Source organism: Streptomyces sp. NPDC048389 (genome assembly GCF_040706335.1).
In the GTDB taxonomy this organism is placed as follows: domain Bacteria; phylum Actinomycetota; class Actinomycetes; order Streptomycetales; family Streptomycetaceae; genus Streptomyces.
The window spans coordinates 1-20,209 of the sequence record NZ_JBEZKP010000046.1 but is presented as its reverse complement, the minus strand read 5'-3'; the positions used below and the strand labels follow the sequence as shown (position 1 = coordinate 20,209).

The window sequence follows — 20,209 nt, the reverse complement described above, 5'->3', positions numbered from 1 at the left end:
CCCCGGACGTTCCGGCCCTCCTACGCAGGCCGTGCCCTGCGCCGGCCCGGCCTTGCGCGAGGCCCCGCCGGAGGCGGTGGCGGTGCCCCGCCCGGTCGCCGGCCGCCGTGCCGACACCGGGAGGGGCACGCCTTGTCGGAAACCGGGCTCTGCCCGGACTCGCGCATTGAGGCACCGCCCCGGGCGGCTTCCACGCTCCTCGGAACCTGGCTCCGCCCGGCCCCGTACAGGAGCGCCCCGGCGCGCGGTGGGCCGGGTCCGGACCCATGCGGACCGACTCGGGACGCCCGCGTGTCGGCGCCCCGGGCCCGCCGCGAGCAGCCTGGAGGTGGGCCCGCGGCCTTTATCCTCTTCAGGAGTGGCCGCGGGCCCCGGCGGTCCTCAGCGCGGCCCGCCAGGGCAGAGCGCACCGGGCGCCGGGAAACCCCACCAAGACGCCTCCCATGGCCCCCGGAGACCGCCCAAGACAGCGCAAGCCCCGGCCCCCGAGGACGCGGCCCCTCTCCCGTCGGGAGAACCGCCTCCCGTCAGGAGAACCGCCGCGCCGCTCTGGGGCGTCGCAGCGCCCGCCCGGCGGCAGGTCCGGGTGCGGATCGCTCCGAGCGAGGCACCGGGCACCGTCGCCTGGGCGCGCAGCGATACGGGGCCGCGGGGTGGCAGCACCGTGAACGGTCCGGGCGGAGCCCGGTCTCGGCAGCAGCACCGGCCCGACCGGCCGACGGGGCAGCTCCTGCCACCCGCACTGTGCGGCGGTTACGGCTCCCTTCGCGCCACCCGGCCCACCTGGCGCCTCGAAGCCCGCGCGCAGCGGTACCGGCGCCGCGGGCCGAGCCGGTTTCGTGAGGGCGGCGGGGCGGGGGCCGCTCCGCGCGGCGGCGTCGGCAGAACGCCGCACCCGCTCCCGCAACGCCGCCGGGCCGGACACCCAACGGTGTCCGGCCCGGCGGCCTCGGATACGACGTACCCGGACTACTTCTTGCGACGACGCCCCGCCGTCTTCTGCGCCTTGCGGCGCTCCGCCCGGGTCATCCCGTCCGACCGCGCCGACCCGTCGCCGTTCTCGAAGTCCCCTTCGACCACACCGCCTTCGCCGTCCACCGTGGGAGCGGAGAAGTGCAGCCGGTCCGGACGCTGCGGAGCCTCGAGCCCCTTCGCGCGGATCTCGGGACGGCCCGCACCCGCGGGCACGGCGTCCTCCTTGGCGAGCGAGGTCTTCCCGGCCGCCTCGACCGGGACCTCCTCGACCTGCTGCTCGACCTGGACCTCCAGGTTGAACAGGTAGCCGACGGACTCCTCCTTGATGCCCTCCATCATGGCGGTGAACATGTCGAAGCCCTCCCGCTGGTACTCGACCAGGGGGTCCTTCTGAGCCATCGCGCGCAGGCCGATGCCCTCCTGGAGGTAGTCCATCTCGTAGAGGTGCTCGCGCCACTTGCGGTCCAGGACGGACAGCACCACGCGCCGCTCGAGCTCGCGCATGATGTCCGAGCCGAGCTGCTTCTCGCGCTCGTCGTACTGCTCGTGAATGTCGTCCTTGATCGAGTCGGCGATGAACTCGGCGGTGATCCCGGCACGGTCGCCGGCCGCCTCCTCCAGCTCCTCGACCGTGATCTTCACCGGGTAGAGCTGCTTGAACGCGCCCCACAGGCGGTCCAGGTCCCATTCCTCCGCGAAGCCTTCGACGGTCTCCGCCTGGATGTAGGCGTCGATCGTGTCGTCCATGAAGTGGCGCACCTGCTCGTGCAGGTCCTCGCCCTCGAGGACACGGCGGCGCTCGCCGTAGATGACCTCGCGCTGCCGGTTGAGCACCTCGTCGTACTTGAGGACGTTCTTACGGGTCTCGAAGTTCTGCTGCTCGACCTGGGACTGCGCCGAGGCGATCGCGCGCGTCACCATCTTGTTCTCGATCGGGACGTCGTCGGGCACGTTGGCCATCGACATCACACGCTCGACCATCTGGGCCTTGAACAGCCGCATCAGGTCGTCGCCGAGCGAGAGGTAGAAACGGGACTCGCCAGGGTCGCCCTGACGGCCGGAGCGGCCGCGCAGCTGGTTGTCGATACGGCGGGACTCGTGCCGCTCGGTGCCCAGCACGTACAGGCCACCGAGCTGCTTGACCTCGTCGTGCTCGGCCTTCACCGCCGCCTCCGCGCGCTCGAGCGCGGCGGGCAGGGCCGCGGCCCACTCCTCGACGTGCTCGACGGGGTCGAGGCCGCGCTGGCGCAGCTCCGCCTCCGCGAGGTCGTCCGGGTTGCCGCCGAGCTTGATGTCCGTGCCACGGCCGGCCATGTTCGTCGCGACCGTGACGGCGCCCTTGCGGCCGGCCTGGGCGACGATCGTCGCCTCACGGTCGTGCTGCTTGGCGTTGAGGACCTCGTGCTGGATACCGCGCTTGTTCAGCTGCTGCGAGAGGTACTCGGACTTCTCGACAGAGGTGGTGCCGACCAGGATCGGCTGGCCCTTGTCGTGCTTCTCCGCGATGTCGTCGACGACGGCGGCGAACTTGGCGACCTCGGTCCGGTAGATCAGGTCGGACTGGTCGAGACGGACCATGGGCCGGTTCGTCGGAATGGGGACGACGCCGAGCTTGTAGATCTGGTGGAACTCGGCGGCCTCGGTCATCGCCGTACCGGTCATTCCGGAGAGCTTGTCGTAGAGGCGGAAGAAGTTCTGCAGGGTGATCGTGGCGAGCGTCTGGTTCTCGTCCTTGATGTCCACCCCTTCCTTCGCCTCGATCGCCTGGTGCATGCCCTCGTTGTAGCGGCGGCCGGCGAGGATACGGCCGGTGTGCTCGTCGACGATCATGACTTCGCCGTCGATGACGACGTAGTCCTTGTCCTTCTTGAAGAGCTCCTTGGCCTTGATGGCGTTGTTCAGATAACCGACGAGGGGGGTGTTCACCGACTCGTAGAGGTTGTCGATGCCCAGCCAGTCCTCGACCTTGGCGACGCCGGCCTCGTGGATCGCGACGGTGCGCTTCTTCTCGTCGACCTCGTAGTCGCCGGTCTCCTCGATGCCCTTGAGCTGGTTTCCGGCCTCGCCCCTGGTGAGGCGGGTGACCAGCTTGGCGAAGTCGCCGTACCACTTCGTGGCCTGGTCGGCCGGACCGGAGATGATCAGCGGCGTACGCGCCTCGTCGACGAGAATGGAGTCGACCTCGTCGACACAGGCGTAGTTGTGGCCCCGCTGGACGAGCTCGTCCTTGGACCACGCCATGTTGTCGCGCAGGTAGTCGAAGCCGAACTCGTTGTTCGTGCCGTACGTGATGTCGCAGTTGTACATCTCGCGGCGCTGGGAGGGCGACATGTTGGCCAGGATGCAGCCGACCTCGAGGCCGAGGAACTTGTGGACCCGGCCCATCATCTCCGAGTCACGCTCGGCCAGGTAGTCGTTGACCGTGATGATGTGGACGCCCTTGCCGGACAGGGCGTTCAGATAGGCGGGGAGCGTGCCGACGAGGGTCTTGCCCTCACCGGTCTTCATCTCGGCGACGTAGCCGAGGTGCAGCGCGGCGCCGCCCATCAGCTGGACATCGTAGTGGCGCTGGCCGAGCACCCGCTTGGCCGCCTCGCGGACGGTCGCGAACGCCTCGGGCATCAGGTCGTCCAGGCTCTCACCGTCTTGGTACCGCTGCTTGTACTCGTCGGTGAGCGCCCGCAACTCGGCGTCGGAGAGGTTGACGAAGTCCTCTTCGATGGAGTTGACCTGGTCCGCGATGCGGTGCAGTTTGCGCAGGATCTTGCCTTCGCCTGCACGCATGAGCTTGTTGAAGACGGACACTGAGGTTGGTCTCCTTGCCGGTCGGGCCTGGCACTGGGTCTGTGATGGACACTGGCGCGGGCACGGCAGGTAGGCCCCACCGCACCGGCCATCGTAAGCGAGGACCCCGCCACGTCGGGAGGTCCATGGCCACTGAGGCCGGCTGTCCGCCATCAGATGAACGCGCGGGAGCCGCGGAAGGTGCCGGGAACGCGGCAAAAGTGCTCGCATCGGTCTGCCGCGCTGACCAGAATCCTTGTATGGAGCCGATCACACTCACCACTGAACGCCTGCTGCTGCGGACCTTCACCCCCGAGGACACGGAGGCGGTCCACCATGCCTGCCAGGATCCCGACATCCAGCGGTGGACGACGGTTCCCTCCCCTTACGAGTGGCAGCACGCGACCGAGTTCACGGAGCGCATGGTCCCGGACGGCTGGCGCAACGGCACCATGTGCACCTTCGCCGTGCTGCCGCGCGACGGCGGCCCGCTGATGGCTTCGGTCGCTGTGACCATGCGCACCTTCTCTGGCACCTGGGAGATCGGCTTCTGGACGGGCAAGGAGCATCGGGGCCGGGGTGTGATGGCGGAGAGCGTCGTCGCCGTGTCCCACTGGGCCTTCACCGGACTGGGCGCCACCCGCGTCGAGTGGCGGGCCGAGGTCGGCAACACCGGCTCCCGGGCGGTCGCGGAGAAGGCCGGTTTCCGTATCGAGGGAGAGCTGCGGGCGGCGCTGCTCAACAAGGACACCCTGCGGGACGTGTGGATCGGCGGCCTGCTCCCGTCGGACCTGGGCCTGCCCTGCAACGCCGGGTATCTCCCTGCCCGCTCCTGACCGTCTGCCCCCGGGCGGGGTTGTCAGTGGCGCCCTCTATCGTGCGGGACATGACGACGCCGCCCACGCTCGAACTCTCCGCCGACGAGGCCCGCCGCATCGCACTGCGCGCCCAGGGATTCCTGGGCGCGCCGGACCGGCGTGGCGGAGTCCGGGGCGTACTGCGCCACCTCGGCGCCGTACAGCTGGACACGATCTCGGTGCTGGCGCGTTCGCACGAGTTGATTCCGTACGCGCGGCTCGGCGCCGTCGGCCGCCGCACGGTCGAGGACGCGTACTGGACGGAGGGCCACAGCTTCGAGTATTGGTCCCACGCGGCGTGCATCCTGCCCGTCGAGGAGTGGCCGCACTTCGCCTTCCGGCGCCGCGCCTACCGCGCCCGCCCGCACTGGTACCACGACCTGCCGGACGGCGCGTACGACGCGGTGATCAAGCAGCTGCGCACGGAGGGCCCGCTGACCGCGACCGGTCTGGGCGGCGCGAACAACGGCGGCGAGTGGTGGGACTGGTCCGCCTCCAAGGTCGCCGTCGAGCGCGCGCTGATGTACGGCGAGGTGGTGTGCACCGAGCGGCGCAGCTGGAAGCGCGTGTACGACCTCGCGGAGCGGGCGATCCCCGACGCACTCCTGCACGACGACCTGGACGACACCGAGTGCCTTCGCCGGCTCGTCCGGCTGGCAGGCGAGTCGCTCGGCGTCGGCACCCGCGCCGACATCGCGGACTACCACCGCCTCAGGGGCGAGCAGTTCGACGCGGTGGTCGCGGACTCGGGGCTGGTACCGGTGTCGGTCGAGGGCTGGGCCAAACCGGCATGGGCCGATCCGGCGGCGCTGGCCTCGCCGCCACGCGGCCGGCATCGGACGACCCTGCTCTCGCCGTTCGACTCGCTCATCTGGGAGCGTGCGCGCACCGAGCGGATCTTCGGCTTCACCCACCGGTTGGAGGCGTACGTGCCCAAACCCAAGCGGGTGTACGGCTACTTCGCGATGCCGCTGCTCGCAGGGGGGAGACTGCTCGGTCGCGTCGACCCGGCGCGCGAGGGGACGACGCTGGTGGCCCGGCAGGTGTCGCTGGACACCCCCAAGGCCGTGGCACCGATGGCTCAGGCGCTGCGTGAGGCCGCCGAGTGGGTGGGCTGTGACGCGGTCCGTGTCGAACGGGTCGACCGGCCCGAGCTCACCGCGGACCTGGTCAAGGCGCTGTGCTGAGCACGTGATTCGCTCCCTCTGACGCAGTCGGGCGCAGCCCCGCGGTCCACGGCCACTCCACGGTCCGGGAGTCGTTCCACGGTCGGGGGGCGATCCCTTGAGCCGGGCGTCGGTCAACGGGCCGACGCGGCTACCGGATCTCGAGGATCTTCTCTCGCATCGCGTAGACCACGGCCTCCATCCTGGAGTGCAGCTGCAGCTTCTCCAGGATGTTGCGCACATGGTTCTTGACCGTGTTCTCCGAGATGAACAACTCCTTCGCGATGTCGCGGTTGTTCATGCCCGTGGCCACGAGCTTGAGCACCTCCAGCTCCCGGTCGGTGAGCCGGGGCGCCGGCACGAGCCTGCGCTCGTCGGTGCGCTGGATCATCGACTTGAACTCGGTGAGCAGCTTGGACGCCATGGAGGGGCTGATCTGCGACTGCCCGTCCGCCACCGCGCGAATGGCGGTCGCGACCTCGTCCGTGGAGATCTCCTTGAGGAGGTAGCCGGTGGCTCCGGCCTTGATCGCGTCGTAGAGATCGGCCTCCTCGTCGCTGATCGTCAACATGATGATCTTCGCGCTCGGGGCCACCTCCTTGATGCTGGTGCACGCCTCGATGCCGCCTCGCTTCGGCATCCGGACATCCATCAGCACGATGTCCGGCAGCAGATCCGCCGCCTTGTCCACGGCCTCCGCCCCGTCGCCGGCCTCGCCGACGACCTCGATGCCCTCCTCATGCGCGAGGACGATCTCGAGTCCTCGCCGGAACAGCGCATGGTCGTCCACGACAAGGACCCGGATCGGCTCCTTTCCGGAGCCTCCGGTGTCCTCGTCGCAGTGCGCTGCGGTTTCTGCGTGGGTTTCACCGGGGTGGCCCGCGCCGCCGTGCACCGGACCGAATCCGTCCGCCATCGTTCCTCCCCCTGAAGGCCGTGGCCCGAAGATCATGTGTGGTTCGCCAACGTCTGTGCGGGGCGCACCGGTTGCTTCTGACGCCATGCTTTCATGCCCGGGGGCAGAGCGCTGGCCTGCCGGTCGCACGAGGTGCCCCTGGGGGCGCACAACGCGCTCCAGGGGCACCGAATTCGTCACCGACAGACCTTGGGCATCCCGGCGTCAGCCGCCGAGCGCGCCTCCGGCGCCGCCGGCCTCCGACCCGGCCAGGGGGTCGGTCTCCAGGTGGATGACGCCGTAGTCGTAGGCGTGCCGCCGGTAGACGACACTGGGCTGCTTCGTCTCGGAGTCGACGAAGAGATAGAAGTCGTGTCCGACCAGCTCCATCTCGTAGAGCGCCTGGTCGAGCGTCATCGGTGCCGCGGTGTGCAGCTTCTCGCGGACCACCAGCGGCCCTTCGCCCTGCACCTCGATCGACCCGATCTTGGTGGTGGGCACGGACTGTGTCGCCTCTTCGGTGAGGGGCCGGCCGTTCGTCGCACTCAGCTCGGCGACGCCGGGTACGGAATCGGCCACATCGGCTGCGGACAGGCGGCCGCTGCCACGTCGGTTGTGGCGCTTGTCGTGCTGCTTGCGAAGCCTTGCCTCCAGCTTGCCGGTAGCGAGGTCCAGCGCTGCGTACGGGTCGGCTGCCGCTGCCTCGGCCCGGATCACGGGGCCTCGCGAACGGAGTGTGATCTCCACACGGTCGGAATGGTCGGCCTGCCGCGGGTTGTGCTCCTTGGACACCTCGACGTCGAGGCTGATCACCTTGGCGTCGAGCTTCTGGATCTTGTCCAGCTTCAGCTTCTCGGCCACGTGCTTGCGGAACCGCTCGGGCACCTCTGTCTTGCGGCCCTTGACGACGATGTCCACGCAGAACTCCGTTCCCGGATTCACTCCGCCCGCTCATCGGCTGCGGAGCATCTCCCTCTTGCACCAGACTCCGGTGTTCTCCGGAGCCTCGGACTTGGCGACTTTCACCTCCTCCTCCCCAGTCGACAAGATCTCCACCCACCCCAATTTTCGAGGGGCTGCCGCCGCTCTTCCCCGGCCGGGAAACCGGCAGCCCGTTCGAGGGTCAGGCTCTCGCCTTTCCTCACACCCGAACATAGCTCTCTCGGACGGATGTCGGCACCCGCTACCCGGAGGTACCTCCGATCAGGGGTCCTTGCTCTCTTACTACCTGCAACGATGCAGGTTCCCAGTCAGTTCCGGTTTAATTCGAAGGACAGCGGTGAAACGGCGACGACTGCGGCACTCGGCCACACTTCCCGACCGGAATCCGGCCCCGCCACGGCACTCAGTGCCCGCGCCGCCTCCACCAGCGTCGCCCCGGTCGTCATGAGATCGTCCACGAGGACCGTCCTGCCGCCCGTGAGAAGGCGTGCGCCGCCGGCCCGCACCCCCAGCGCCCCTGCCACGTTGGCGAGCCTCTGGTCGGCCGTGAGCCCCGCCTGGTCGGCCATACGGCGCCGCTGCCGCAGCACCGGCAGCACCTGCGCGGCCCTGCCCGTACGCCTCAGCTCGCCCGCCGCCGCGAGCGCGATCCGCCGTGCCGCGTCCTGCCCGCGCGCCCTGACGGCGCGCGGCGCCGACGGAACAGGCACCAGGAACAGCGGGCCGCCGGGCCCCGCCGTGTCCGCCACCGCCGCACGTACCGCTCCGGCCAGCGCCACGCCCAGCGGACCGGCCAGTCCCAGCGCACCCCGCTCCTTGTGCGCCAGGAGCACGGCGCGGACCGAGTCCGTGTAGGCAGCGGCGGCGTGCACCGCGGGAAGCCCCGCCGGCTCGGGCACCGGCCGGGCCCTGCGCGCCATGCGACCGTGCAGCACGTGCGCGCACTCCACACACAGCTGCGTACGGGGCGCACCGCAGCCGCCGCAGGCGACGGGGAGCACCAGGCCGGAGATCTCGCGCCACCACGCCCTCATGGAGACCACTGTGGCCGGGGTGGCGGGCCGCCCGCCACCCCTGTGGACAACCGCGGCCGGACGCTCGCCGGACGGGGCCTATCCCGGATAGACCGGCGAGGTCCCCTCCTTGACCAGCGTCTGCCAGTTGGCGCCGGCGGGAAGCCGGACGATGCCGTCCTCCTGCGAGTACGCCACCAGCGGCTGACTCTCGTCGTCGGACGCGGCGACCGCCTTCACCTGGTTGAGGCCGGGCAGGATCCCCTTGGGGACGTTCGAGCCGTCCGTCTGGATGTAGCGCACCTGCTGCACGCCGCCGGCCTCCTTGCCGACGACCACGAGCCGGCTCGGACCCGCCCAGGAGACCGCTGTCACGGTCTCCATCTGCGGCGCGGCACGCCGGAGTTCGGTGACGGTCACCACGGTGTCGTCGCCGCCTCCGTGCCGTTCCACCCGGCCGATCCTCAGCGTCGTCGTGCCGTCCTTCGTCAGCAGCAGCGCGATGCGTACGCCGTCAGCCGACACCCGCACGGCCTCGATCCGCGCCCCGGCCAGGCTCGGAACGATCTTCACCGGCTCCGCTGTGTCCGCGCCGCGCCCGAGTCGCTTGAGCTCCGGCTGGGCCGGATTCCGGTCGGCCACCCACAGATCCCCACGGCCGTCCCAGCTGGGTGCGGACAGGCGGTTGTCGATCCCCTTGCCGGAACTGGTCAGCACCGGCTGGTCCAGTTCACTGTTGGAGACGATCGACGCCACGTACAGACTGCTGAAGTCTGCGGAGACAGCCGCGGCCTTGTGCTCGTCCCTGGCAACACCCACCGTGCCCAGTCCGAGACGGCCGTCGCCGAACGGTCCCACCACGTTCTGCGGTTCGTCCGTCTCCGAGGCGCCGGCCGCGATCAGCGCCAGCCGCTGCTCGCTGTCCACGAAGTACTGGTGGTCGGGCCTGCCGGCCGTATGGTCCGGCGCGTACCCCTCGGCCTGCCCGGCGTTCATCACACACAGCTGAGAGCCGTTCGAGCGCAGCAGCTCCACGTGCTCGAGCCTGGCCGACGAGAGGTCCTTGATCGTGAACAGGATCTGCGCGGCCATCTTCAGGCACTGCGTCCGCCCCACGTGGGACGCCTTGTCGTCGAGAGGGACCTGCAGTCCGTTGCGGTCGTCGAAGGCCAGCGACGTGGTGCCGTCCTTCAACTGCATCCCCGTGCCACTGGGGAACCGCGACTCGACGACCGGCTTCAGCCAGTTCGTCGGCCCCTCCAGCAGCGCCTTGACGGCCTGCGTCACCGGATCCATACGGGTCACCGGGTCCTGTCGCTGCCGTATGTAGACCGGGTCGGCGACCATGACGTCGCGCCCGGAGGCGAAGTAGTACTTGTTGACCGACCGGTAGTTGCGCTCGAAGTCGGACGCGCCCAGCAGCAGCCCGGCGGGCAGGCTGTCGATACGCCACTGCTTCCCGTCGGGCCCGGTCGTCTGCGACAGGTGGATCGTCCTGCGGTACTCACTCGGCGTGACCGGCTGATAGGCGTGCTGGGCGTCGACCGTGGCGATGTGCCGACCGAGCAGCGGATAGCTCATTCCCGGGTTGTCCCGCTGCCCGGACACCGGCGTGCCCGGGTCGGGGGCCGCCGCCAGCACCGTCGTGCTCTCCTCCGGCCGCCACTTCTTCGACGCCTCGGGCGTCAGATACGAGCGCGCCGTGTCGAAATTGGTGTCGTCACTGGTCATCGCCTCCAGAAAGCCCGTGACGATCTCGTCGGGAGAGGCGTCCTTCCGCGGAGGCACCGCATACACCCGCACCTGCGAGTCGGCCCGCTGCGACGCCTTCACCGGATGGACGTCGCCGGAGTCCGGCATCGAGGCGCACCCGGCAAGCAGCACACCACTGCAGCCGAGCAGCGCCGATACGCGCCGCAGTCCCGGCCTGGTACGACGGCGGTCAGCGCCCACGAGTCGTGTCCTCCCGCTCCGATGAAGTCCGTGCGGCGGGGGGAGTGCCCCGCTCTCCCGGCGGCCGTGCGACCACGCGGGACCCGTTGCCCGGCAGCGCCGTCGGGTCCACCTCCGGGGGCGCCGTGCGCGGCGGCAGCGGGGAGCGGTCCGACGCCGTCTGAACGGGCACGGACGCCAGCCGATGCCCGTTCACCCCGGGCTCCGCCTGCGAACCGGCACGTTCCCGGTTCTGCCGCGAGTCCTGCGGTTCCAACGGTATCGGCGAGCCCCGCAGCGGCTCGTCCGCGGTACGCGGCAGGGTCAGACGGAACTGCGAACCGCCGCCCGGCTCACCCCACGCCTGCAGCCAGCCGCCGTGCAGCCGCGCGTCCTCGACGGCGATGGACAGTCCGAGACCGGTACCACCGGTGGTCCGTGCCCGCGCCGGGTCGGCCCGCCAGAACCGGTTGAAGACGCGGGTCGCCTCACCCGGCTTGAGCCCCACCCCGTAGTCCCGCACCGCGACGGCCACCGCACCGCCGGCCACGGCCATACGGACCACGACGTCCTTGCCGTCGCCGTGCTCGACGGCGTTGACCACCAGATTGCGCAGCACCCGCTCGACGCGGCGGGCGTCCGCCTCGGCGACGACCGGCTGCTCGTCGCCGACCACCCGTATCCGGCTGCCCTTGCGCTCCGCCAGCGGCTCGGCACCGCCGATGACCCGCCGCACCACCTCACGCAGGTCTATCGGCTCGGCCTCGAGGGCAGCCGCTCCGGCATCGAATCGGCTGATCTCCAGCAGGTCGGAGAGCAGCGACTCGAAGCGGTCCAGCTGGTCACCGAGCAGCTCCGCGGAGCGCGCGGTCACCGGGTCGAAGTCGCTGCGCGCCTCGTGGATCACGTCGGCGGCCATCCGCACGGTTGTCAGCGGCGTACGCAGTTCGTGCGACACGTCCGAGACGAAACGACGCTGCATCCTGGACAGCTCCTCCAGCTGCTGGATCTTCAGCTGGAGGTTCTGCGCCATCTTGTTGAACGCTTCGCCGAGCCGGGCGATGTCGTCCTCGCCGGTGACCTTCATCCGCTCCTGGAGCCGGCCGGCCGCGAGGCGCTCTGCGATACCGGCCGCCATCCGGACCGGGGTGACGATCTGCCGCACCACCAGCCAGGCGATCGCCCCGAGCAGCACGACGACGAAGAGTCCTGCCGTCGCCAGGGTGCCTCTGACCAGATTCAGCGACTGCTCCTCCTGCGCCAGCGGGAAGACGTAGTACAGCTCGTACGGGGTGCCCTCGATGTCGTTCAGCTGCGTGCCCACGACAAGCCCGGGTTCCGCTTCGAGCCCGTTGTCCGTGTACCGGATGCTGAGGTATGTCTCGAACGTCCCCGCTTCCTGCCTGACGGCGTCCCTCAGGTCCTGCGGGATGCTCGCCGGGTCCACCGCCCCGGACGTACGCGGCGCGCGGCTGGCGCCCGCGCCCTGCGCGTCGGCGCTGAGCGCGACCACGTTGAACGCGCCCTGGCCGCCGCTGGACAGCTGGACCACGAGATCGGAACGCCACGTGCGCGCGTTCGCGCCTTCGGCGTTGTCGTCGCCTCCGCCGCCGGGACCGATCGGGGCGTTCGCCTTCTCCCGGGCCACGGCGAAGCCGCCGGCCGCCTGGCTCTGCGCCGCCTTGCTCTTGGCGTCGAGCAGGCCGTTGCGGACCTGGCCGATGACGACGAATCCGAGCAGTACCACCACGCCGAGTGACATCAGCAGGGTGCTCACGACCACCCGGAGCTGGATGTTCCGCCGCCACAGCCGCACCGCGGGCAGCAGCGGGCGCCTCACCCAGCGCATGACGAGCCGCGGCACCGGCCCGTTGGGGGCGCCTTCCTGGAGCAGCCGTCCGCCGTGCAGCAGACGACCGAGACGCCTGGGCCCATGCCCCGGTCCGGCAGCCCGCTCCTTACGGGCCGCCGGCTCGCCGGGCCCGGGAGCAACGCTGCCATCGGGCATGTCAGCTCGGCCCGGCCTTGTAACCGACACCACGGACGGTCACCACGATCTCCGGGCGCTCCGGGTCCTTCTCGACCTTCGAGCGCAGCCGCTGCACATGCACATTGACCAGCCGGGTGTCCGCGGCGTGGCGATATCCCCACACCTGCTCCAGCAGCACTTCTCGGGTGAACACCTGCCAGGGCTTGCGCGCGAGCGCGACCAGCAGATCGAACTCCAGCGGAGTGAGCGCTATGGACTGCCCGTCCCGCTTCACGGAGTGGCCTGCGACATCGATGACCAGGTCACCGATGGTCAGCTGCTCCGGCGCGGGCTCCTCGGACCGCCGCAGCCGCGCCCGGATCCGGGCGACCAGCTCCTTCGGCTTGAACGGCTTGACGATGTAGTCGTCGGCTCCCGACTCGAGACCGACCACGACGTCGACCGTGTCGCTCTTGGCGGTCAGCATGACGATCGGAACACCGGACTCGGCACGGATGAGCCGGCACACCTCGATGCCGTCCCGTCCGGGCAGCATGAGGTCCAGCAGCACAAGGTCGGGTTTGGCCTCCCGGAAAGCGGCAAGCGCCTTGTCACCGTCCGCTACGAACGACGGCTCGAAACCTTCACCACGCAGCACAATGCCGAGCATCTCGGCCAGTGCGGTGTCGTCGTCGACGACAAGGACTCGTCCCTTCATAAACGCAATCATCCCATTAGCTAATCGTTACCTGGCGTGACCTGGCACACAGCTCCGCGATTCCGACCCCGGTGACAGGCGACAACACCCCTTCCTCGGTGACGATCGCGGTCACCAGATCCGGTGGCGTGACATCGAACGCGGGGTTGTACGCCTGGGTTCCCACAGGGGCCACGGACAGCCCGCCCCTTCCGGCGCCGGCCACTGCGGACTGCGGGGATGTTACCTCCGTCACCTCGTGCCCCGGTCGCTGCTCCACCTCGATCGCCGCCCCGTCCGGTGTCGCCGGGTCCACCGTCGTCGTCGGCGCGACCACGACGAAAGGTACGTGGTGGTACTTGGCCAGGACCGCCAGCGGATAGCTGCCGACCTTGTTGGCCACCGAGCCGTCCGCGGCAATCCGGTCCGCGCCGACCAGTACCGCGTCCACCTCTCCGGCCGCGAACAGCGAGCCCGCGGCGTTGTCCGTCAGCAGCGTGTAGGGCAGTCCGTTGCGCGCCGCCTCGTAGGCGGTCAGCCGCGAGCCCTGCAGGAGCGGCCGGGTCTCGTCCACCCACAGCCGTTGCAGCCGCCCCGCCCGGTGTGCGGAGAGCGCCACGGCGAAAGCCGTCCCCTCACCGCCGGACACCAGCGCTCCGGTGTTGCAGTGCGTCAGGATCCGGTGGCCGCCCCCGGGCAGCAGTTCCTCCAGCAGCGCCAGACCGTGCGCGGCCATCCGCGCACTCGCCTCGGCGTCACGGCGGTGCAGGTCCTTGGCCGCCATAAGCGCTGCCCTGGCCGCCTGCTCGGCGCCGGCACCCTGGCCGACGGCCGCCCGGTGCGCCGACGCCGCCAGCCGCACTCCGTACCCGAGGTTCACCGCGGTGGGCCTCGCACTCGCCAGCAGCTCGGCGGACTCCTCCACGTCGAATCCCCGCAGCGCGGCGAGCGCCACGCCGTAGGCACCGACGATGCCGAGCACAGGGGCCCCGCGCACCGCGAGCGTGCGGATTGCGCGCACCAGGGCAGGAACGTCGGTGCAGACCAGCTCGACCTCCTCCGCTGGCAACCTGGTCTGGTCGAGAAGTACCAGTACGGGCCCTTCGGGCGGCTCGTCCCAACGCAGCACCGGAAGCTTCGACGGCTCGGCGACCACCTGGTTTTGTACATGCTGATCAGCCATCCGCCCAGTCTGCCCGGTGAGGCTCGGACAAAGAAGGTGCGAAGGTGACCCGGGCGCCGGTCCGCCGACCGGCCACGCGTGGCACGATGGCAGCCAGCCAGCTGCCCGCACAGGCGGCGGGGCACCGTGAACGTGCCGGTTCGACGAGCCGGCCCCGACGCCAATCCATGAGGTGGACGACCGTGAACGACACCCCGGGCTGGGCATCGCCCGGATCGGCTCCCTCCGAAGGCCAGAGCACCGGCGTGCCGCACCCCGCCCCACCCGCCGACGGAAACGGTCCCGCCCAGAAGTGGTCCAAGGAACAGCCCGCTCCCGGCCAGTGGTCCGCGCCGACCGGCCCCGGCCAGGCCCCCGGGCCACCGCAGCCGGGACGGGGCGGCGGCGGCCGGTACGACGGCGGCTGGGGCCGACCTCCGGCCGCCAAGCCGGGAGTCATCCCACTGCGCCCCCTGGGGGTCGGTGAGATCCTCGACGGCGCGGTGTCGACGATGCGGGCCCACTGGCGCACCGTCCTCGGCGTGACGGTCACGGTCTCGGTCGTCTCCCAGATCTGCAGCATCCTGGTGGAGCGCTACCTGCTCCCGGAACCGCCGGCCGTCGATCCCGACGCGACGCCCGAGGAGGCCCTGGAGCAGTCGGTCGACTCCTTGCAGGCCAGCCTGGTGGCCCTGGGCCCCGCCCTGCTGATCACGCTGATCGGCACACTGCTCACCACTGCCCTGCTCACCGTGGTCATCAGCCGCTCCGTACTGGGCCGGCCGGTGACCCTCGCCGAGGCGTGGCGCGAGGCCCGGCCCCGGCTGCCCCACCTGCTGGGTCTCACTCTGCTGCTGCCCCTGGGCAGCATCGCCATCATGACGGTGGGCATGCTGCCCGGTGTGCTCATCGGTGGTGCGGGGGTCCTGCTCTCCGTATTGGGCGGCATTGCCGCGATCACCGTCCTCATCTGGCTCATGATCCGCTTCTCCCTCGCGTCTCCCGCGCTCGTGCTGGAACGCCAGGGCGTCATCGCCTCCCTGCGCCGCTCTGCCAAGCTGGTCCAGGGCGCCTGGTGGCGCATCTTCGGCATCACGCTCCTGACCCTGCTGCTCGCCTTCCTGGTGAACGTGGTCATCGCCATCCCGTTCACGATCATCGCCTTCGCGGTGGACGGGGTCGGGCTGAGCGATCTGCTCACCGGGACCGGCCCGGACTTCGGCTGGGCCTTCCTGATCATCACGGGCATCGGCTCCGTGATCGCCGCGTCGATCACCTACCCGATCACCGCAGGCGTGACGGTCCTCCTCTATGTGGACCAGCGCATCCGCCGCGAGGCCCTCGACCTCGAACTCGCCCGCGCAGCGGACCTCCCCGGCTACGGCGCGGCACCGCCCGGCTCCGAACCCACCGGAGGCTGATGCGGTGTTGGGCACGGGGGGCACGACGGCAGCACCGCTGGTCCGGGTGAGCGACGACGTACCGGTGGACATTCCACGCGTTCCCGCCCGCGAGGCGGCGGAGCGGGAACTGTCCCGGCCGATGTACCACGAGAACGACCCCAGCCTTCTCCAGCGCGCCCTCAACCGCTTCTGGGAGTGGGTCGACCGTCTCTTCAACTCCGTGTCGGGCGGAGCTCCGGGAGGCGCGCTCGGGCTGATCGTCATCGTTCTCGTCGTCGCCGCTCTGGTGGCTGCGCTCTGGTGGCGGCTCGGTAAACCCCAGCGGACGGCGGACACTTCCGACTCGCTCTTCGACGACCGCCCGCGCGATGCCTCCGCACACCGCGCGGCAGCAGAGAAACACGCCGCCGCCGAACGCTGGAACCAAGCCGTGCAGGAACGGATGCGCGCCGTCGTCCGCTCGCTGGAGGAGCGCACCCTCCTCGATCCGCGACCCGGCCGAACCGCCGACGAGGCCGCCGCGGAGGCAGGCCGTCCGCTCCCCGGCCACGCCGACGAACTGCGCGCGGCCGCCCGGACGTTCGACGACGTCACGTACGGCGGTCGCACCGCCGACCGGCAGGCGTACGAACGCCTCCGGGAACTGGACCTCGCGCTGGAGCGCGCCAAGCCCCTGACCGCCGACGCTGCCCAGGGAGCGGCCGAATGACCGGGCTCACCGACGGCACCACCTCCATGTCGCCTTCCGCACGCCAGGTATGGAACCGGGTCCGTGGGCTGCTCCTGGCGCTCGCACTCCTCGTCGTGGCCGGCATCACCATGGCCGCCCTGCGGTCCGGTGACCATCACGGCCGACTCGACCCGCGCTCCGCGGACCAGTACGGCAGCCGTGCCGTCGCCGAACTCCTCGAGGACCGCGGGGTCTCGACCCGGGTCGTCACCACCCTCCACGACGCCGCCACTGCGGCCGGCCCGGGCACCACCGTCCTCGTCACGCAACCCGACATGCTCACAGAGGCCCAGCAACAGCGCCTCCGGTCCGCGACAGCTTCCTCGGGCGGCCGCACGGTGCTGATCGCACCGGGTCGGCCCTCCGTCGGAACACTGGCCCCCGGTGTCGACGCCGGCTCCCCCACGGACGTCTCCGTCCGCAGCCCTCAATGCGACCTCCCCGTCGCCCTCAGCGCCGGCAGCGCCGAAGTCGGCGGCGAGCGGTACACGACCGACGCCCCCCGCACCGACAACTGCTACCCGACCGACGGGCTGCCCTCCCTGGTCAGGATCGCAGGCCAGGACGACGGCGACACCGTCCTCCTGGGCTCCCCCGACATCCTGTACAACAATCGTCTCGACGAGCACGGCAACGCCTCCCTCGCTCTGCAACTCCTCGGTTCCCGCCCTGAACTGATCTGGTACATCCCTTCGCTCGACGATCCCTCCGCTGTGGAGCCGGCGGACGGGGGCGACGACAGCAGTGGCCGAGACGCCGAGGGCGAGAGCCAGGGCACGTTCTTCGACCTGATCCCCGGTGGCTGGCTGTGGGGCACCCTGCAACTTGCCGTGGCCGCCGTCCTCGCCGCCGTCTGGCGTGCACGCCGGCTCGGCCCCTTGGTCGCCGAACGGCTGCCGGTCGCCATCCGCGCCTCGGAGGCCACCGAAGGACGCGCCCGTCTCTACCGCAAGGTGAACGCCCGCGACCGTGCAGCAGCCTCGCTCCGTGCCGCCACCAGGACCCGCCTCGCCCCACTCCTCGGCGTCTCCGCGGCCGAGACCCACTCACCTGAAGCGCTGCTTCCCGCGATCTCGGCGCGCCTCCCCGGCGGGGAGCGTGACACCCGTGAGCTGCTCTTCGGTGCGCCCCCGGCCGACGACACAGCCCTTGTACGACTCGCAGACCAACTCGACGCCCTCGAAAGAGAGGTACGCACCTCATGAGCGCCCCGACCCCCGAGACAGCCGAGAGCTCGGACCGCGCACGCTCCTCCCTGGAGGCACTGCGCACCGAGATCGCCAAGGCCGTGGTCGGCCAGGACCCCGCTGTCACCGGACTCGTCGTGGCCCTGCTCTGCCGCGGCCATGTGCTGCTCGAAGGCGTACCCGGCGTCGCCAAGACTCTGCTGGTACGGGCTCTGGCGGCATCGCTCGAACTCGACACGAAGCGCGTCCAGTTCACCCCCGACCTGATGCCCAGCGACGTCACCGGGTCCCTGGTCTACGACACGCACACGTCCCGGTTCTCATTCCAGCCCGGGCCGGTGTTCACCAACCTCCTGCTCGCCGACGAGATCAACCGCACTCCGCCCAAGACCCAGTCATCGCTCCTCGAAGCGATGGAGGAACGACAGGTCACGGTCGACGGAACACCGCGCCCCCTCCCCGAACCGTTCCTCGTCGCAGCGACACAGAACCCTGTCGAGTACGAAGGCACCTACCCCCTTCCCGAAGCCCAGTTGGACCGATTTCTTCTCAAACTGACCGTTCCTCTTCCCTCCCGCGAGGACGAGATCAACGTCCTGACCCGACACGCCGACGGTTTCAATCCTCGGGACCTCGATGCGGCGGGGGTGCGTCCCGTCGCCGGTCCCGCAGAGTTGGAAGCGGCGCGTGCCGCCGTCGCCAAGACGTCCGTCTCCGCCGACATCGCCGCCTATGTCGTCGATATCTGCCGTGCCACCCGCGAATCCCCCTCACTCACTCTGGGCGCCTCCCCTCGAGGTGCCACAGCCCTGCTGTCCACCGCCCGTGCGTGGGCCTGGCTCACCGGGCGCGACTACGTCATCCCTGATGATGTGAAGGCCCTCGCTCTGCCCACCTTGCGGCACCGGCTCCAACTCCGGCCGGAGGCGGAGATGGAGGGAGTCACCGCCGACTCCGTCATCACCGCGATCCTCGCCCACGTCCCCGTCCCCCGCTGAGGCCACCGATGGCCCTCACCGGACGGACAGCGCTCCTCGCCGCTCTCGGCTCTCTCCCCGTGGGCATCCTCGCCCCGAGCTGGACGGGGATGCTCGCTGTCAACGCGCCTCTCTCACTCGCAATCCTGTGCGACTACGCCCTCGCCGCGCCAGTGCGAACGCTCCGATTCACCCGAAGTGGTGACACAACTGTTCGACTCGGTGACGCTGCCAGGGTCGAGCTGACCGTCACCAATCCCTCCGGGCGTCCCCTGCGGGCCCAGATCCGTGATGCCTGGCCGCCGAGCAGCTGGCAATCGGGAACGGAGCAAGCGGCCTCGCGACACAGGCTGACCGTTCCGGCAGGCGAGCGCCGCCGTCTCACCACGCTCCTGCAGCCCACGCGACGCGGCGACCGCCAGGCCGAACACGTCACGGTGCGCTCCTACGGCCCGCTGGGCCTGGCAGCCCGGCAGGGCAACCACAAGGTGCCGTGGACGGTCCGCGTCCTGCCACCGTTCACGAGCAGGAAGCACCTTCCCTCACGGCTGGCACGCCTCCGCGAACTCGACGGCCGCACAAGCGTCCTCGTTCGCGGGCAGGGCACCGAGTTCGACAGCCTCCGCGATTATGTGCCCGGGGACGACACGCGCTCCATCGACTGGCGGGCCACCGCACGCCGGACCACGGTCGCAGTCCGCACCTGGCGACCCGAGCGTGACCGTCACATCCTCATCGTCCTCGACACCGGGCGGACTTCGGCCGGCCGAGTGGGAGACGTGCCCCGCCTGGACGCCGCGCTGGATTCCGCCCTGCTGCTCAGCGCACTCGCCTCCCGCGCCGGCGACCGGGTCGGCCTGCTGGCCTACGATCGCCGCGTCCGCGCCCAGGTCCTCGGGCGTTCCGCCGGAGACATCCTGCCGGCTCTCGTCAGCGCCTTCGCTCCCCTGGAGCCGGAGCTGGTCGAGACCGATGCCCGTGGTCTCAGCGCGGCCGCACTGCGGAACGCTCCCCGCGGATCACTCATCGTCCTGCTGACCAGCCTCGAAGCCGCTCCGGTCGAGGAGGGGCTGCTGCCCGTACTTCCTCAGCTGACCCAGCGGCACACGGTCCTGGTGGCTTCCGCGGCGGACCCGCACATCGAGACCATGACCGGCGGCCGCGGCTCCGCCGAAGGCGTCTATGACGCTGCTGCGGGGACGCAGGCCCAGACCCAGCGCCGCCGGTCGGCGGAGCAGTTGCAGCGCCACGGCGTGACCGTAGTGGACGCGACACCGGAGAAGCTCGCCCCCGCCCTTGCCGATGCGTATCTCGCGCTCAAGGCCGCCGGACGCCTCTGAGCCCGATACCCCTCTCTGCGGTGTCTCGACCGGCCGGCGCCGGCCGGTGCAGGGGGTGCCGGGGTGGGCCTGGTGGTGAATCGGCCCGGAACGCAGGAAAGCCCCGCACCAGAGGCACGGGGCTTTCCCACAACAATTGTTCGGCGGCGTCCTACTCTCCCACAGGGTCCCCCCTGCAGT

The 20,209-nt window shown here is 70.4% G+C and carries 15 protein-coding genes; 7 read left to right on the top strand and 8 right to left on the bottom strand.

The window, feature by feature from the left end:
* Positions 1 to 969: 969 nt before the first annotated feature.
* The gene (secA, locus tag AB0903_RS26015) at positions 970 to 3,780 is read right to left on the bottom strand and encodes a preprotein translocase subunit SecA (protein ID WP_366706726.1); all 2,811 of its coding nucleotides are present in this window, start codon (positions 3,778 to 3,780) and stop codon (positions 970 to 972) included.
* Positions 3,781 to 4,019: 239 nt separating this feature from the next.
* On the opposite strand from secA, the gene AB0903_RS26010 reads away from it, so the two are divergent.
* Positions 4,020 to 4,595 carry a GNAT family N-acetyltransferase gene (locus AB0903_RS26010; RefSeq protein ID WP_366706724.1) on the top strand — a complete coding sequence of 192 codons (576 nt, stop codon included), beginning with the start codon at positions 4,020 to 4,022 and terminating at the stop codon, positions 4,593 to 4,595.
* 50 nt (positions 4,596 to 4,645) lie between these two features.
* Positions 4,646 to 5,803 (top strand): crosslink repair DNA glycosylase YcaQ family protein, encoded by a 1,158-nt coding sequence (locus AB0903_RS26005; RefSeq protein WP_366706722.1) that lies wholly within the window; start codon positions 4,646 to 4,648, stop codon positions 5,801 to 5,803.
* Positions 5,804 to 5,933: 130 nt separating this feature from the next.
* Here AB0903_RS26005 and AB0903_RS26000 read toward each other — a convergent pair whose 3' ends face one another.
* From AB0903_RS26000 to mtnA, 7 genes are all read right to left on the bottom strand, one after another.
* Complete coding sequence (locus AB0903_RS26000; protein WP_366706720.1) at positions 5,934 to 6,698, bottom strand: response regulator transcription factor; 765 nt, start codon at positions 6,696 to 6,698, stop codon at positions 5,934 to 5,936.
* Positions 6,699 to 6,902: 204 nt separating this feature from the next.
* Entirely contained in the window at positions 6,903 to 7,595 is a 693-nt protein-coding gene (raiA, locus tag AB0903_RS25995; protein WP_366706718.1) for a ribosome-associated translation inhibitor RaiA, read from the bottom strand.
* A gap of 332 nt (positions 7,596 to 7,927) precedes the next feature.
* Entirely contained in the window at positions 7,928 to 8,653 is a 726-nt protein-coding gene (locus AB0903_RS25990; RefSeq protein ID WP_366706716.1) for a ComF family protein, read from the bottom strand.
* A gap of 78 nt (positions 8,654 to 8,731) precedes the next feature.
* On the bottom strand, positions 8,732 to 10,585 hold the full coding sequence (locus tag AB0903_RS25985; RefSeq protein WP_366706715.1) for an LpqB family beta-propeller domain-containing protein: 1,854 nt from the start codon (positions 10,583 to 10,585) through the stop codon (positions 8,732 to 8,734).
* On the bottom strand, positions 10,575 to 12,572 hold the full coding sequence (gene mtrB, locus AB0903_RS25980; RefSeq protein ID WP_366706713.1) for an MtrAB system histidine kinase MtrB: 1,998 nt from the start codon (positions 12,570 to 12,572) through the stop codon (positions 10,575 to 10,577). Before mtrB ends, AB0903_RS25985 begins: the two co-directional genes overlap by 11 nt.
* Position 12,573: 1 nt before the next feature.
* Complete coding sequence (mtrA, locus tag AB0903_RS25975) at positions 12,574 to 13,263, bottom strand: two-component system response regulator MtrA (RefSeq protein WP_319020203.1); 690 nt, start codon at positions 13,261 to 13,263, stop codon at positions 12,574 to 12,576.
* A gap of 4 nt (positions 13,264 to 13,267) precedes the next feature.
* The gene (gene mtnA, locus AB0903_RS25970; RefSeq protein WP_366706711.1) at positions 13,268 to 14,413 is read right to left on the bottom strand and encodes an S-methyl-5-thioribose-1-phosphate isomerase; all 1,146 of its coding nucleotides are present in this window, start codon (positions 14,411 to 14,413) and stop codon (positions 13,268 to 13,270) included.
* A 182-nt stretch (positions 14,414 to 14,595) separates the two neighbouring features.
* On the opposite strand from mtnA, the gene AB0903_RS25965 reads away from it, so the two are divergent.
* Genes AB0903_RS25965 through AB0903_RS25945 form a run of 5 tightly spaced genes read left to right on the top strand, consistent with a single transcriptional unit; the run spans position 14,596 to position 20,029 of the window.
* Positions 14,596 to 15,813, top strand: coding sequence for a hypothetical protein (locus AB0903_RS25965; RefSeq protein WP_366706709.1), 1,218 nt, complete (start codon positions 14,596 to 14,598; stop codon positions 15,811 to 15,813).
* A gap of 4 nt (positions 15,814 to 15,817) precedes the next feature.
* The gene (locus AB0903_RS25960; RefSeq protein ID WP_366706707.1) at positions 15,818 to 16,504 is read left to right on the top strand and encodes a DUF4129 domain-containing protein; all 687 of its coding nucleotides are present in this window, start codon (positions 15,818 to 15,820) and stop codon (positions 16,502 to 16,504) included.
* Positions 16,501 to 17,730 (top strand): DUF4350 domain-containing protein, encoded by a 1,230-nt coding sequence (locus AB0903_RS25955; protein ID WP_366706705.1) that lies wholly within the window; start codon positions 16,501 to 16,503, stop codon positions 17,728 to 17,730. The genes AB0903_RS25960 and AB0903_RS25955 overlap by 4 nt, the downstream gene beginning before the upstream one ends.
* Positions 17,727 to 18,710, top strand: a complete 984-nt coding sequence (locus AB0903_RS25950) for a MoxR family ATPase (protein WP_366706703.1) — start codon at positions 17,727 to 17,729, stop codon at positions 18,708 to 18,710. Before AB0903_RS25955 ends, AB0903_RS25950 begins: the two co-directional genes overlap by 4 nt.
* Positions 18,711 to 18,718: 8 nt before the next feature.
* Positions 18,719 to 20,029, top strand: a complete 1,311-nt coding sequence (locus tag AB0903_RS25945; protein WP_366706701.1) for a DUF58 domain-containing protein — start codon at positions 18,719 to 18,721, stop codon at positions 20,027 to 20,029.
* The last annotated feature ends 180 nt before the right edge of the window (positions 20,030 to 20,209 follow it).

Excerpts from the sequence above, each read along its gene's own strand:
- AB0903_RS26010 (WP_366706724.1), top strand. The coding sequence starts at position 4,020 with ATGGAGCCGATCACACTCACCACTGAACGCCTGCTGCTGCGGACCTTC.
- AB0903_RS26005 (WP_366706722.1), top strand. The coding sequence starts at position 4,646 with ATGACGACGCCGCCCACGCTCGAACTCTCCGCCGACGAGGCCCGCCGC.
- AB0903_RS26000 (WP_366706720.1), bottom strand. The coding sequence starts at position 6,698 with ATGGCGGACGGATTCGGTCCGGTGCACGGCGGCGCGGGCCACCCCGGT.
- AB0903_RS25990 (WP_366706716.1), bottom strand. The coding sequence starts at position 8,653 with ATGAGGGCGTGGTGGCGCGAGATCTCCGGCCTGGTGCTCCCCGTCGCC.
- mtrB (WP_366706713.1), bottom strand. The coding sequence starts at position 12,572 with ATGCCCGATGGCAGCGTTGCTCCCGGGCCCGGCGAGCCGGCGGCCCGT.
- mtrA (WP_319020203.1), bottom strand. The coding sequence starts at position 13,263 with ATGATTGCGTTTATGAAGGGACGAGTCCTTGTCGTCGACGACGACACC.
- mtnA (WP_366706711.1), bottom strand. The coding sequence starts at position 14,413 with ATGGCTGATCAGCATGTACAAAACCAGGTGGTCGCCGAGCCGTCGAAG.
- AB0903_RS25955 (WP_366706705.1), top strand. The coding sequence starts at position 16,501 with ATGACCGGGCTCACCGACGGCACCACCTCCATGTCGCCTTCCGCACGC.
- AB0903_RS25950 (WP_366706703.1), top strand. The coding sequence starts at position 17,727 with ATGAGCGCCCCGACCCCCGAGACAGCCGAGAGCTCGGACCGCGCACGC.
- AB0903_RS25945 (WP_366706701.1), top strand. The coding sequence starts at position 18,719 with ATGGCCCTCACCGGACGGACAGCGCTCCTCGCCGCTCTCGGCTCTCTC.